Below are 12902 nucleotides of genomic sequence, written 5' to 3'. Positions count from 1 at the left end.
CCGTCTTCATGATCCTTCGCCGGGTGGTGGAGATCACAAAGGCGTTGTCGTACCCCGTGTCGCAGATCACAGACCGGCAGGCATAGGATGCGGGGCAGTCGGGCTTGTGAACTGCCTCACATGTACACGATCTTCGTGAGGCGGCGAGGCGGATGCCCGGTGCGGTCCAACGGTCAAGGACGACTGGAAGGAGCGAGGAGGGTGAATGCTTACGCGCCCATCCTTGTGCTCGGCGCCCTCGGGGCAGGGTTTGCGATCTTCTCCGTGGTCATGGCCACGCTTATCGGCCCCAAGCGCTACAACAGGGCAAAGCTGGAGGCGTACGAGTGCGGTATCGAGCCGACGCCCACTCCCGCCGGAGGCGGCCGCTTTCCCATCAAGTACTACCTGACGGCGATGCTCTTCATCGTCTTCGACATCGAGATCGTCTTCCTCTACCCCTGGGCGGTCACCTTCGACGCCCTGGGGCTTTTCGGGCTCGTGGAGATGCTGCTCTTCGTGCTCACCGTGTTCGTCGCCTATGCGTATGTATGGCGGCGCGGCGGCCTGGAATGGGACTGAGGGGCTGAGGAGCACACCATGGGAATCGAAGAGAAGCTGCCGAGCGGTTTCCTGCTGACCACCGTCGAGCAGGCCTCGGGCTGGGTGCGCAAGTCATCCGTCTTCCCGGCAACCTTCGGTCTGGCCTGCTGCGCCATCGAGATGATGACCACCGGCGCCGGCCGTTACGACCTGGCCCGCTTCGGCATGGAGGTCTTCCGCGGCTCGCCGCGCCAGGCCGACCTGATGATCGTGGCCGGGCGGGTCAGCCAGAAGATGGCGCCCGTCCTGCGGCAGGTCTATGACCAGATGCCCAACCCCAAGTGGGTTATCTCCATGGGTGTTTGTGCGTCATCGGGCGGAATGTTCAACAATTACGCGATTGTGCAGGGCGTTGACCACATTGTTCCTGTTGACATCTATTTGCCCGGTTGCCCCCCGCGTCCGGAGATGCTGATGGACGCCATTCTCAAGCTCCACCAGAAGATCCAGACTTCCAAGCTCGGTGTGAACGCTGAGGAAGCGGCCCGCGAGGCGGAGGAAGCGGCCCTCAAGGCGCTGCCGACCATCGAGATGAAGGGGTTGCTGCGATGACGGACCAGCCCAACCCCGAGAAGGAACTGAGCGAGCAGAACCTGCCGGGACAGCGCGGCGAGCACGGTGAGGAGGTCCGCGTCCAGCGCGGCATGTTCGGCGCCAACAACGGCGGCGACACCTCCGGTTACGGCGGCCTCGTCCGTTCCGTACGGACGCCGGGCCCGGCGTCCCGTCCGTACGGCGGCTACTTCGACGAGGTCGCCGACGAGCTCGAAGGCGCCCTGGAAGAGCAGGACCTCGTCCCCGAGAACGCCATCGAGAAGACGGTCGTCGACCGCGGCGAGCTCACCTTCCACATCGCCCGCGAGCATCTGCTCCAGGTCGCCAGGACCCTGCGCGACGACCCGGCGCTGCGCTTCGAGCTCTGCACCGGCGTCAGCGGCGTCCACTTCCTCGAGGACAAGGGCCGCGAGCTGCACGCCGTCTACCACCTGCGCTCGCTCACCCACGGCCGGCTGATCCGGCTGGAAGTCTCCGCGCCTGACAGCGACCCGCACGTGCCGTCGCTGGTGGCGGTCTATCCGACCAACGACTGGCACGAGCGCGAGACCTACGACTTCTTCGGGCTGATCTTCGACGGCCATCCCGCCCTCACCCGGATCATGATGCCGGACGACTGGCAGGGCTTCCCGCAGCGCAAGGACTATCCGCTCGGCGGCATCGCCGTCGAGTACAAGGGCGCCCAGATCCCGGCTCCTGACCAGCGGAGGTCGTACAGCTGATGAGCACTTCACACGCTTCCGCCCGCGAGACGACCGAGGGGACTGTATATACAGTCACCGGCGGCGACTGGGACGAGCTCGTCCAGACCGCGGCCAAGGCCGACGACGAGCGCATCGTCGTCAACATGGGCCCGCAGCACCCCTCCACGCACGGCGTGCTCCGGCTGATCCTGGAGATCGACGGCGAGACCGTCACCGAGGCCCGCTGCGGCATCGGCTATCTGCACACCGGCATCGAGAAGAACCTCGAGTACCGGACCTGGACCCAGGGCACCACCTTCGTCACGCGCATGGATTACCTGACGCCGTTCTTCAACGAGACGGCGTACTGCCTGGGCGTGGAGAAGCTGCTCGGCATCGAGGACCAGATCCCGGACCGGGCGAGCATCATCCGCGTCCTGCTGATGGAGCTCAACCGGCTCTCCTCGCACCTGGTGTGCATCGCCACCGGCGGCATGGAACTCGGCGCCACCACGATCATGATCTACGGCTTCCGCGATCGTGAACTGATTCTCGACATCTACGAGCTGATCACCGGCCTGCGCATGAACCACGCGTACATCCGGCCCGGCGGACTCGCCCAGGACTTCCCGCCGGGCGCCGTCGACCAGCTCCGCGAGTTCGTGAAGACCATGAAGAAGAACCTGCCGGAGTACGACAAGCTCGCCACCGGCAACCCGATCTTCAAGGCCCGTATGCAGGACGTCGGCTATCTCGATCTGACCGGCTGCATGGCACTTGGCGCCACCGGTCCGATCCTGCGCGCCGCGGGCCTCGCCCACGATCTGCGCAAGACCGACCCGTACTGCGGATACGAGACCTACGACTTCGACGTCCCGACCGCCGACACCTGCGACGCGTACGGCCGCTTCCTCATCCGCCTGGAGGAGATGCGGCAGTCGCTGCGAATCGTCGAGCAGTGCCTGGACCGGCTGGAGCCGGGCCCGGTCATGGTCGCCGACAAGAAGATCGCCTGGCCGTCGCAGCTCGCGCTCGGCCCGGACGGACTCGGCAACTCGCTCGACCACATCAAGAAGATCATGGGCACCTCCATGGAGGCCCTGATCCACCACTTCAAGCTGGTGACCGAGGGCTTCCGGGTCCCGGCCGGGCAGACGTACGCAGCCGTCGAATCGCCCAAGGGCGAGCTCGGCGTCCATGTCGTGAGCGACGGCGGCACCCGCCCCTACCGGGTCCACTTCCGCGACCCGTCCTTCACCAATCTGCAGGCCATGGCGGCGATGTGCGAAGGCGGCCAGGTCGCCGACGTCATCGTCGCCGTCGCGTCCATCGACCCCGTGATGGGAGGCGTCGACCGGTGACTGACGTATCGCTCGGGATGCCACAGCTCCCCGCCCCCGAATACCCGGCGGAGGTGCGCGAGCGGCTGGCCGCGGACGCCAAGGAGATCATCTCCCGCTACCCGGACAGCCGGTCCGCCCTGCTGCCGCTGCTGCATCTGGTGCAGTCGGAGGAGGGCCATGTCACGCGCACCGGCATGCAGTTCTGCGCGGACATGCTCGAACTGACCACCGCCGAGGTAACCGCGGTCGCCACCTTCTACACCATGTACCGGCGCAAGCCGTCCGGTGACTACCAGGTGGGCGTCTGCACCAACACGCTCTGCGCGGTGATGGGCGGCGACGCGATCTTCGAGGAGCTCAAGGAGTACCTCGGCGTCGGCAACAACGAGACCACCGACGACGGCAAGGTCACGCTGGAGCACATCGAGTGCAACGCGGCCTGCGACTTCGCGCCGGTCGTGATGGTCAACTGGGAGTTCTTCGACAACCAGACGCCGCAGTCCGCGAAGCGGCTCGTCGACGATCTCCGCGCCGGACGCGAGGTCGCGCCCACGCGCGGCGCGCCGCTGTGCACCTTCAAGGAGACCGCGCGGATGCTCGCCGGCTTCCCCGACGAGCGCCCCGGCGCGGTCGAGGCGACCGGCGGCGCAGGTCCCGCCTCGCTGATCGGTCTGCGCCTGGCGAAGGGCGAGACGTCGGCGGCCCGGGTGGTCTCGCCGCGCGCTGAGTCCCGCCGGGACACGGCCCAGCCCGGCTCGGAGCACCTCAGCTCGCATGACGCACCGCAGAAGACCTCGGACTCCGATCCCGAGCATCCGGCCGGCCCGGTGAACGAGGAGGGGAAGGGATGACCGTGTCCACCGAATTCGGCGGCAGCGTCCAGGGCGACACCAGCCCCGAGAAGCTGCTCGCGCCGGTGCTTTCGGCCTTCTGGGACGAGTCGGAGTCCTGGACGCTGGAGACCTACCGGCGGCACGACGGCTACCAGGGCCTGCGCAAGGCGCTGGCCATGTCGCCCGACGACCTCATCGCGTACGTCAAGGACTCCGGTCTGCGCGGCCGCGGCGGCGCCGGCTTCCCCACCGGAATGAAGTGGCAGTTCATTCCGCAGGGCGACGGCAAGCCGCACTACCTGGTCGTCAACGCCGACGAGTCGGAGCCCGGGACCTGCAAGGACATCCCGCTCCTGTTCGCCAACCCGCACTCACTCATCGAAGGCATGGTGATCGCCTGCTACGCGATCCGCTCGAACCACGCCTTCATCTATCTGCGCGGTGAAGTCGTCCCCGTGCTGCGGCGGTTGCACGAGGCCGTGCGTGAGGCGTACGAGGCGGGCTTCCTCGGCAAGAACATTCTCGGCAGCGGACTCGACCTCGAACTCACCGTGCACGCGGGGGCGGGCGCGTACATCTGCGGTGAGGAGACCGCGCTGCTGGACTCGCTGGAGGGACGTCGCGGTCAGCCCCGGCTGCGTCCTCCCTTCCCCGCGGTCGCCGGTCTGTACGCGTGCCCCACTGTTGTCAATAACGTCGAGTCCATCGCGTCCGTTCCCGCGATCCTGCATCGCGGCAAGGACTGGTTCAAATCGATGGGCAGCGAGAAGTCGCCCGGCTTCACGCTGTACTCGCTCAGCGGCCATGTCGCCAGCCCCGGCCAGTACGAGGCCCCGCTCGGGATCACGCTGCGCCAGCTGCTCGACATGAGCGGCGGAATGCGGCCCGGCCACCGGATGAAGTTCTGGACGCCCGGCGGCTCTTCGACGCCGATGTTCACCGACGAGCACCTCGATGTCCCGCTGGACTACGAGGGCGTGGGCGCGGCCGGCTCGATGCTCGGCACCAAGGCGCTCCAGTGCTTCGACGAGACGACCTGCGTGGTGCGGGCCGTGACCCGGTGGACGGAGTTCTACGCGCACGAGTCCTGCGGCAAGTGCACGCCGTGCCGCGAAGGAACGTACTGGCTGGTGCAGTTGCTCCGGGACATCGAGGACGGCAAGGGCCTGATGTCCGACCTGGACAAGCTCAACGACATCGCCGACAACATCAACGGCAAGTCGTTCTGCGCGCTCGGCGACGGCGCTGCGTCCCCGATCTTCTCCTCGCTCAAGTACTTCCGCGACGAGTACGAGCAGCACATCACCGGCAACGGCTGCCCCTTCGACCCGGCCAGGTCGACCGCCTGGGCCGACAAGCACCTGGAGGTGAACGCATGACTGTTCTCCAGCCGAACAGCGGCTCCGCCGCGGGCCAAAAGCGTCCCTCCGGGGGCGGCGAGGCCGCGGTTCCCCCCGAGGACCTGGTCTCACTGACCATCGACGGCATCGAGATCTCCGTGCCCAAGGGCACGCTGGTCATCCGCGCCGCCGAACTCCTCGGCATCGAGATCCCGCGGTTCTGCGACCACCCGCTCCTCGACCCGGCCGGCGCCTGCCGCCAGTGCATCGTCGAGGTCGAGGGCCAGCGCAAGCCGATGGCGTCCTGCACCATCACCTGCACCGACGGCATGGTCGTCAAGTCGCAGCTCACCTCGCCCGTCGCCGAGAAGGCGCAGAAGGGCGTGATGGAGCTGCTGCTGATCAACCATCCGCTGGACTGCCCGGTCTGCGACAAGGGCGGCGAGTGCCCGCTGCAGAACCAGGCGATGTCCCACGGCGGCGCGGAGTCCCGCTTCGAGGGCAAGAAGCGGACGTTCGAAAAGCCGGTGCCGATCTCCACACAGGTGCTGCTCGACCGTGAGCGGTGCGTGCTGTGCGCCCGCTGCACCCGGTTCTCCAACCAGGTCGCCGGCGACCCGATGATCGAGCTCCTGGAGCGGGGCGCGCTGCAGCAGGTCGGGACCGGCGAGGGCGACCCGTTCGAGTCGTACTTCTCCGGCAACACCATCCAGATCTGTCCGGTCGGCGCGCTGACCTCGTCGGCGTACCGCTTCCGCTCGCGCCCCTTCGACCTGGTGTCCTCCCCGAGCGTGTGCGAGCACTGTGCGGGCGGCTGCGCGACGCGCACCGACCACCGGCGCGGCAAGGTCATGCGGCGGCTCGCGGCGGACGACCCCGAGGTCAACGAGGAGTGGGTCTGCGACAAGGGACGGTTCGGCTTCCGCTACGCGCAGCAGCGCGACCGGCTCACGACTCCTCTGGTACGCAACGCGGAATCGGGCGAACTGGAGCCGGCGAACTGGCCGGAGGCGCTGGCCGCGGCGGCCGCCGGGTTCAGCGCGGCGCGCGGCCGGGCCGGCGTCCTGGTCGGCGGCAGGCTCACCGTCGAGGACTCGTACGCCTACGCCAAGTTCGCGCGGGTCGCACTCGACACCAACGACATCGACTTCCGTGCGCGCGTGCACTCGCCCGAGGAGGCCGACTTCCTGGCCGCCCGGGTCGCGGGCCGTGGCCGGGACCTCGACGGCAGCGGGATCACCTACACCACGCTGGAGAAGGCGCCGGCGGTACTGCTCGCCGGGTTCGAGTCGGAGGAGGAGGCCCCCGGCGTCTTCCTGCGGCTGCGCAAGGCGAACCGCAAGCACGGCCAGCGCACCTTCGCACTGGCCACGCACGCGACGCGCGGCCTCGAGAAGGCCGGCGGCACGCTGCTCCCGGCCGCGCCCGGCACCGAGACCGAGTGGCTGGACGCCATCGGCTCCGGCGTCGGTCTCGACGGCGACGGAGCGAAGGCGGCGCAGGCGCTGCGTGCCGAAGGCGCGGTGATCCTGGTCGGCGAGCGGCTCGCGGGCGTGCCCGGCGGGCTCACCGCCGCCGCACGGGCCGCGACCGCGACCGGCGCGCAGCTGGTGTGGATCCCGCGCCGGGCGGGCGAACGCGGTGCGGTCGAGGCGGGCGCGATTCCCTCGCTGCTGCCCGGTGGCCGGCCGGCCACCGATCCGCGGGCCCGGGAGGAGACCGCCGAGGTCTGGCGCGTACGCGAACTCCCGCACCGCTACGGCCGTGACACCGGCCAGATCGTCGAGGCAGCGGCCACCGGCGAGCTCGGTGCGCTGCTGGTCGCGGGCGTCGAGCTCGCCGACATGCCGGACCCGGCACGTGCGCGTGAGGCACTCGACGCGGTCGGCTTCCTGGTCTCGCTGGAGCTGCGGCCCAGCGAGGTCACCGAGCGGGCGGACGTGGTCTTCCCGGTCGCGGCCGTCGCCGAGAAGCCGGGCACCTTCCTCAACTGGGAAGGCAGGGCAAGGCTGTTCGAGGCCGCGCTGAAGCCGGAGCAGATGACCCGCAGGCTGGCGCCGAGCGACGCGCGGGTGCTGCACATGATCGCCGAAGAGCTGGATGTCAGCTTCGGCCTGCCGGACCTGAAGTCCGTACGCAGGGAGCTGGACCGGCTCGGCGCCTGGGACGGTCCTCGGGCCACCGAGCCGCTGGAGTCGGCGCAGCCGCTGCCGCGGCCGGGCGAGGGCGAGGCGGTCCTCGCGGGCCACCGGCTGCTGCTCGACCAGGGCCTGCTGCAACAGGGTGACGAGGCGCTGGCGGGAACTCGCCATGCGGCCGTCGCCAGGCTGTCGGCGGCGACCGCGGCGGAGACGGGCGTCAAGGACGGCGACGTCCTGGCGGTCAGCGGCCCGGCCGGTTCGGTCGAACTGCCGCTCCAGGTGAGCGCGATGCCCGACCGGGTGGTGTGGCTCCCGCTGAACTCCACGGGCGGCGGCGTTCCTTCGGACACCGGGGTCAATCCGGGCCGGCTGGTCCGGATCGGCCCGGCGGCGAAGGCTGCCACCACTGACGAACCGGAGGTGCGAGCGTGAACCCGACCCTCCTCGCCGCCGAGGATCTCTCGATGTTCGGGACCGATCCCTGGTGGCTCGTCCTCATCAAGGCCGTGTTCTGCTTCGCGTTCCTGATGATCACTGTGCTGTTCTCCATCGTGTGGGAGCGCAAGGTCGTCGCCTGGATGCAGCTGCGCATCGGGCCCAACCGGCACGGTCCCTGGGGCATGCTCCAGTCGCTCGCCGACGGCATCAAGCTGATGCTGAAGGAAGACGTCATCGTCAAGCGGGCGGACAAGGTCGTCTACGTCCTCGCGCCGATCATCGCCGCGATCCCGGCCTTCATGGCGATCGCGGTGATCCCGTTCGGACCGGCGGGCAACGAGGTCTCGATCTTCGGCCACCGCACCTCGATGCAGCTCACCGACCTGCCGATCGCGATGCTCTACATCCTCGCGATCGCCTCGGTCGGCATCTACGGCATCGTGCTCGCGGGCTGGTCCTCCGGCTCGACCTACCCGCTGCTGGGCGGCCTGAGGTCGTGCGCGCAGATGATCTCGTACGAGATCGCCATGGGCGCGGCGTTCGCCTCGGTCTTCCTCTACTCCGGGTCGATGTCGACCTCGGCGATCGTCGAGGCGCAGGCGGACCGCTGGTACATCATCCTGCTGCCGGTCTCCTTCATCATCTACATCGTGACGATGGTCGGGGAGACCAACCGCGCGCCGTTCGACATGCCGGAGTCCGAGGGTGACCTGGTCGGCGGCTTCAACACCGAGTACAGCTCGATCAAGTTCGCGATGTTCATGCTGGCCGAGTACGTCAACATGGTCACCGTCTCCGCGGTCTCCGTCACGCTCTTCCTGGGCGGCTGGCGGGCCCCGTACCCGATCAGCACCTTCTGGGAGGGCGCGAACCACGGCTGGTGGCCGATGCTCTGGTTCGTCATCAAGGTCCAGGTGCTGCTGTTCTTCTTCATCTGGCTGCGCGGCACGCTGCCGCGCGTCCGCTACGACCAGCTGATGAAGCTCGGCTGGAAGGTCCTCATCCCGGTCTCGGTGGTCTGGCTGATGCTGGTCGCGACCGTGCGGGCGCTGCGGAACGAGAACTACGACTTCCAGGAAATCGTGCTGTACGTCGGCGGCGCGGTCATCGCCGTACTGCTGCTCTCCTTCGTCGCGGACATCTTCCGCGGCAGAAAGGAGAAGGAGGCGGAGGCGGCCAAGCCGGAGCCTCCGGCCTTCGACCCGATGGCGGGCGGATTCCCCGTACCGCCGCTTCCCGGGCAGGAGTTGCCGCCGGTGCCGCGCAGGCGGCCGCGCCGGGAGCGCGAGTTGATTGTCAGTGGCGGCGTGGACACTCAAGGTGACGGTCCAAGTGACGGAAAGGAGGCTGACGGTGTCTGAGGGATCCGAGGACAAGTTCCAGAATCCGGTTGCCGGCTTCGGCGTGACCTTCAAGGCCATGTTCAAGAAGCGGCTGACCGAGCAGTACCCGGAGCAGCAGAAGGTCACGGCGCCGCGCTTCCACGGCAGGCACCAGCTCAACCGCCATCCGGACGGGCTCGAGAAGTGCATCGGGTGCGAGCTGTGCGCGTGGGCCTGTCCGGCGGACGCGATCTATGTGGAAGGCGCGGACAACACCGACGAGGAGCGCTACTCGCCGGGCGAGCGGTACGGCGTCGTCTACCAGATCAACTACGCCCGCTGCATTCTCTGCGGACTGTGCATCGAGGCGTGCCCCACGCGGGCGCTGACGATGACGAACGAGTTCGAGCTGGCCGACAGCTCCCGCGAGAACCTGATCTACACCAAGGAGCAGCTGCTCGCCGGACTCGAAGAGGGCATGGTCGAGTCGCCGCACTCCATCTACCCGGGCATGGACGAGCAGGACTACTACCGGGGCCTGGTCACCGAGGCCGCCCCGGGCACGGTCCGGCAGACCGCCACCTCCAAGGGTGAGAAGGGCGAGGAGGTGGACGCATGAACGCCCTTGCCGGCATGAACGCCCTGGCCGCCACCACGACTTCGACGGGCGAGGCCTTCCAGTTCTGGGTGCTCGGCATCGTCGCCGTGGCCGGGGCGCTCGGCACGATCCTGATGAAGCGGGCCGTGCACAGCGCGCTCAGCCTCGCCGGGACCATGATCGTTCTGGCGGTCTTCTACCTCGCCAACGGCGCGTACTTCCTCGGCGTCGTGCAGATCATCGTCTACACCGGCGCGATCATGATGCTGTTCCTGTTCGTCGTCATGCTGGTCGGCGTCACCGCGGCCGACTCGCTCAAGGAGACGCTGAAGGGCCAGCGCTGGATGGCCGCGCTCTGCGGAGTCGGCTTCGGTGTGCTGCTGATCGCCGGAATCGGCAATGCCTCGCTGAAGAACTTCAACGGGCTCGACGCGGCGAACAGCGCGCACGGCGGCAATGTCGAGGGACTGGCCGCGCTCATCTTCACCAAGTACGTCTTCGCCTTCGAAATCACCGGCGCGCTGCTGATCTCGGCGGCCGTCGGCGCGATGGTGCTCACGCACCGCGAGCGCACCGAGCGCGCCAAGACCCAGCGCGAGCTGGCAGAGCAGCGCGTGCGGGAAGGCAAGCACCTGCCGCCGCTGCCCGCGCCCGGCGTCTACGCCCGGCACAACGCCGTGGACATCGCCGGTCTGCTGCCCGACGGCACGCCGTCCCAGCTCAGCGTCAGCAAGACGCTGCGGGACCGTGGCCAGATCCGCGATGTGTCGACCGAGGCGATGAACGACCTCAAGGCGCTGGAGCAGCGCTCGGAGGTACGGCTCGGACGGGACCGGGACGAAGAGGAGGTCACACGGTGAATCCGGTCAACTACCTCTATCTCGCGGCGCTGTTGTTCACCATCGGCGCGGCCGGGGTGCTGATCAGGCGGAACGCGATCGTGGTCTTCATGTGCGTCGAGCTGATGCTCAACGCGTGCAACCTCGCGTTCGTCGCCTTCTCCCGGATGCACGGCAATCTCGACGGCCAGATCATCGCGTTCTTCACGATGGTCGTCGCCGCCGCCGAGGTCGTGGTGGGGCTCGCGATCATCGTGTCGCTGTTCCGTTCCCGCCACTCGGCCTCGGTCGACGACGCCAGCCTGATGAAGCTGTAAGGGGTCGGAAGAATCGTGGAGAACCTGATTGCGCTGCTCGTCGCGGCGCCTCTGCTCGGAGCGGCGGTACTGCTGTGCGGCGGGCGGCGGCTCGACCGCAGCGGCCACTGGATCGGCACGCTGCTGGCGGCCGTGTCCTTTGTGCTCGCCGCGGTGCTCTTCGTCAACATGCTGGGCAAGGGCGCGGACGAACGGGCCCTGCACAGCACGCTGTTCACCTGGATCGACGTCGGCAGCTTCCAGGCGGACGTCGCCTTCCAGCTCGACCAGCTGTCGATGACCTTCGTCCTGCTGATCACCGGTGTCGGCTCGCTGATCCATCTGTACTCGATCGGGTACATGGAGCACGACGAGCGCCGCCGCCGCTTCTTCGGCTATCTGAACCTCTTCCTCGCGGCGATGCTGCTGCTCGTCGTCGCCGACAACTACCTGCTGCTGTACGTCGGGTGGGAGGGCGTCGGCCTCGCCTCGTACCTGCTCATCGGCTTCTGGCAGCACAAGCCCAGCGCGGCCACGGCGGCCAAGAAGGCCTTCCTGGTCAACCGCGTCGGCGACATGGGTCTGTCGATCGCGATCATGCTGATGTTCACCACGTTCGGGACCTTCACCTTCGGGCCGGTCTTCGAGGCGACCGGTGAGGCGAGCGAGGGCAAGCTGACGGCCATCGGGCTGATGCTGCTGCTCGCGGCGTGCGGCAAGTCCGCACAGGTGCCGCTGCAGTCCTGGCTCGGGGACGCGATGGAGGGCCCGACTCCGGTCTCGGCCCTGATCCACGCGGCGACGATGGTGACCGCCGGTGTGTATCTGATCGTCCGGTCCGGCACGATCTTCAACGCGGCGCCCGACGCGCAGCTCGCGGTCGTGGTCGTCGGAGCGGTCACGCTCCTCTTCGGTGCGATCGTCGGTTGCGCGAAGGACGACATCAAGAAGGCGCTGGCCGGTTCGACGATGTCGCAGATCGGCTACATGGTCCTGGCGGCCGGGCTCGGCCCGATCGGATACGCCTTCGCGATCATGCACCTGGTGACGCACGGCTTCTTCAAGGCCGGTCTGTTCCTCGGCGCCGGTTCGGTCATGCACGGCATGAACGGCGAGGTCGACATGCGCAAGTACGGCGGCGTGCGGAAGTACATGCCGATCACCTTCGTCACCTTCGGGTTCGGCTATCTCGCGATCATCGGGATGCCGCCGTTCTCCGGCTTCTTCTCCAAGGACAAGATCATCGAGGCCGCGTTCGCCCAGGAGGGCGCGCGGGCCTGGATCTTCGGTGGCATCGCGCTGCTGGGCGCGGGCATCACCGCGTTCTACATGACCCGAGTGATGATCATGACCTTCTTCGGTGAGAAGCGCTGGCAGCCCGATGAGCAGGGCAACCAACCGCACCCGCACGAGGCGCCGAAGTCCATGACGATCCCGATGATCGTGCTCGCCTTCGGGTCGGTCTTCGCGGGCGGGTTCTTCAGCATCGGCGACCGGTTCGTGGACTGGCTGGCTCCGGTCACCGAGTTCGAGCACCCGCACCCGGTCATCAGCGTGCCGACGATCACCGCGTGCACCATCGGGATGCTGCTGATCGGAGCAGCCATCGCCTGGGGCATGTACGGACGCAGGCCGGTCCCGGTCATCGCGCCGCGCGGCTCGCTGCTCACCCGGGCCGCCCGCCGCGATCTGCTCCAGGACGACTTCAACCATGTGGTCCTGGTCAGCGGCGGCACCCATCTCACCCGCTCACTGGTCTATGTCGACCACACCCTGGTCGACGGAGTGGTCAACGGCACGGCGGCCTCGGTCGGCGGTCTTTCGGGCCGGCTGCGCAAACTGCAGAACGGCTACGCCCGCAGTTACGCGGTCTCGATGTTCGGCGGTACGGCGATCCTCATCGCCGCCACCCTGCTGATGAGGACGGTCTGA

General features: G+C 68.0%; 12 protein-coding genes. All 12 read left to right on the top strand.

Going from position 1 to position 12902, the window contains the following annotated elements:
- Positions 1-201: 201 nt before the first annotated feature.
- From ACH4YL_RS15295 to nuoL, 12 genes are read left to right on the top strand one after another with little or no spacing between them, the layout of a single operon-like run.
- On the top strand, positions 202-561 hold the full coding sequence (locus ACH4YL_RS15295) for an NADH-quinone oxidoreductase subunit A (RefSeq protein WP_030494815.1): 360 nt from the start codon (positions 202-204) through the stop codon (positions 559-561).
- 18 nt (positions 562-579) lie between these two features.
- Positions 580-1134, top strand: coding sequence for an NADH-quinone oxidoreductase subunit B family protein (locus ACH4YL_RS15290; protein ID WP_266533888.1), 555 nt, complete (start codon positions 580-582; stop codon positions 1132-1134).
- On the top strand, positions 1131-1859 hold the full coding sequence (locus tag ACH4YL_RS15285; protein WP_398507774.1) for an NADH-quinone oxidoreductase subunit C: 729 nt from the start codon (positions 1131-1133) through the stop codon (positions 1857-1859). The genes ACH4YL_RS15290 and ACH4YL_RS15285 overlap by 4 nt, the downstream gene beginning before the upstream one ends.
- On the top strand, positions 1859-3181 hold the full coding sequence (locus tag ACH4YL_RS15280; RefSeq protein ID WP_398507773.1) for an NADH-quinone oxidoreductase subunit D: 1323 nt from the start codon (positions 1859-1861) through the stop codon (positions 3179-3181). Before ACH4YL_RS15285 ends, ACH4YL_RS15280 begins: the two co-directional genes overlap by 1 nt.
- Positions 3182-3198: 17 nt before the next feature.
- Positions 3199-4014 (top strand): NADH-quinone oxidoreductase subunit NuoE, encoded by an 816-nt coding sequence (gene nuoE / locus ACH4YL_RS15275; protein ID WP_398507889.1) that lies wholly within the window; start codon positions 3199-3201, stop codon positions 4012-4014.
- A complete protein-coding gene (nuoF, locus tag ACH4YL_RS15270) occupies positions 4011-5375 on the top strand; it encodes an NADH-quinone oxidoreductase subunit NuoF (RefSeq protein ID WP_398507772.1) in 1365 nt (454 codons plus the stop codon). The genes nuoE and nuoF overlap by 4 nt, the downstream gene beginning before the upstream one ends.
- Positions 5372-7909 carry an NADH-quinone oxidoreductase subunit G gene (locus ACH4YL_RS15265; RefSeq protein ID WP_398507771.1) on the top strand — a complete coding sequence of 846 codons (2538 nt, stop codon included), beginning with the start codon at positions 5372-5374 and terminating at the stop codon, positions 7907-7909. The genes nuoF and ACH4YL_RS15265 overlap by 4 nt, the downstream gene beginning before the upstream one ends.
- A 32-nt stretch (positions 7910-7941) precedes the next feature.
- Positions 7942-9276 carry an NADH-quinone oxidoreductase subunit NuoH gene (nuoH, locus tag ACH4YL_RS15260; protein ID WP_398507888.1) on the top strand — a complete coding sequence of 445 codons (1335 nt, stop codon included), beginning with the start codon at positions 7942-7944 and terminating at the stop codon, positions 9274-9276.
- A complete protein-coding gene (nuoI, locus tag ACH4YL_RS15255; RefSeq protein WP_398507770.1) occupies positions 9269-9856 on the top strand; it encodes an NADH-quinone oxidoreductase subunit NuoI in 588 nt (195 codons plus the stop codon). Before nuoH ends, nuoI begins: the two co-directional genes overlap by 8 nt.
- Positions 9857-9870: 14 nt before the next feature.
- The gene (locus ACH4YL_RS15250; RefSeq protein ID WP_398507887.1) at positions 9871-10695 is read left to right on the top strand and encodes an NADH-quinone oxidoreductase subunit J; all 825 of its coding nucleotides are present in this window, start codon (positions 9871-9873) and stop codon (positions 10693-10695) included.
- Positions 10692-10991 (top strand): NADH-quinone oxidoreductase subunit NuoK, encoded by a 300-nt coding sequence (gene nuoK / locus ACH4YL_RS15245; RefSeq protein WP_069927518.1) that lies wholly within the window; start codon positions 10692-10694, stop codon positions 10989-10991. The genes ACH4YL_RS15250 and nuoK overlap by 4 nt, the downstream gene beginning before the upstream one ends.
- Before the next feature lie 15 nt (positions 10992-11006).
- Complete coding sequence (gene nuoL / locus ACH4YL_RS15240) at positions 11007-12902, top strand: NADH-quinone oxidoreductase subunit L (protein WP_398507769.1); 1896 nt, start codon at positions 11007-11009, stop codon at positions 12900-12902.

Origin of the sequence: Streptomyces sp. NPDC020681 (assembly GCF_044334895.1) — a bacterium.
GTDB lineage: Bacteria > Actinomycetota > Actinomycetes > Streptomycetales > Streptomycetaceae > Streptomyces.
The sequence above is the reverse complement of the archived record's forward strand: the minus strand, read 5'-3'. Positions and strand labels throughout refer to the sequence as shown.

Coding starts and splice junctions, on each gene's coding strand:
- ACH4YL_RS15265 (WP_398507771.1), top strand. CDS start 5,372: ATGACTGTTCTCCAGCCGAACAGCGGCTCCGCCGCGGGCCAAAAGCGT.
- ACH4YL_RS15290 (WP_266533888.1), top strand. CDS start 580: ATGGGAATCGAAGAGAAGCTGCCGAGCGGTTTCCTGCTGACCACCGTC.
- nuoH (WP_398507888.1), top strand. CDS start 7,942: ATGTTCGGGACCGATCCCTGGTGGCTCGTCCTCATCAAGGCCGTGTTC.
- ACH4YL_RS15250 (WP_398507887.1), top strand. CDS start 9,871: ATGAACGCCCTGGCCGCCACCACGACTTCGACGGGCGAGGCCTTCCAG.
- nuoE (WP_398507889.1), top strand. CDS start 3,199: ATGCCACAGCTCCCCGCCCCCGAATACCCGGCGGAGGTGCGCGAGCGG.
- nuoF (WP_398507772.1), top strand. CDS start 4,011: ATGACCGTGTCCACCGAATTCGGCGGCAGCGTCCAGGGCGACACCAGC.
- ACH4YL_RS15280 (WP_398507773.1), top strand. CDS start 1,859: ATGAGCACTTCACACGCTTCCGCCCGCGAGACGACCGAGGGGACTGTA.
- ACH4YL_RS15285 (WP_398507774.1), top strand. CDS start 1,131: ATGACGGACCAGCCCAACCCCGAGAAGGAACTGAGCGAGCAGAACCTG.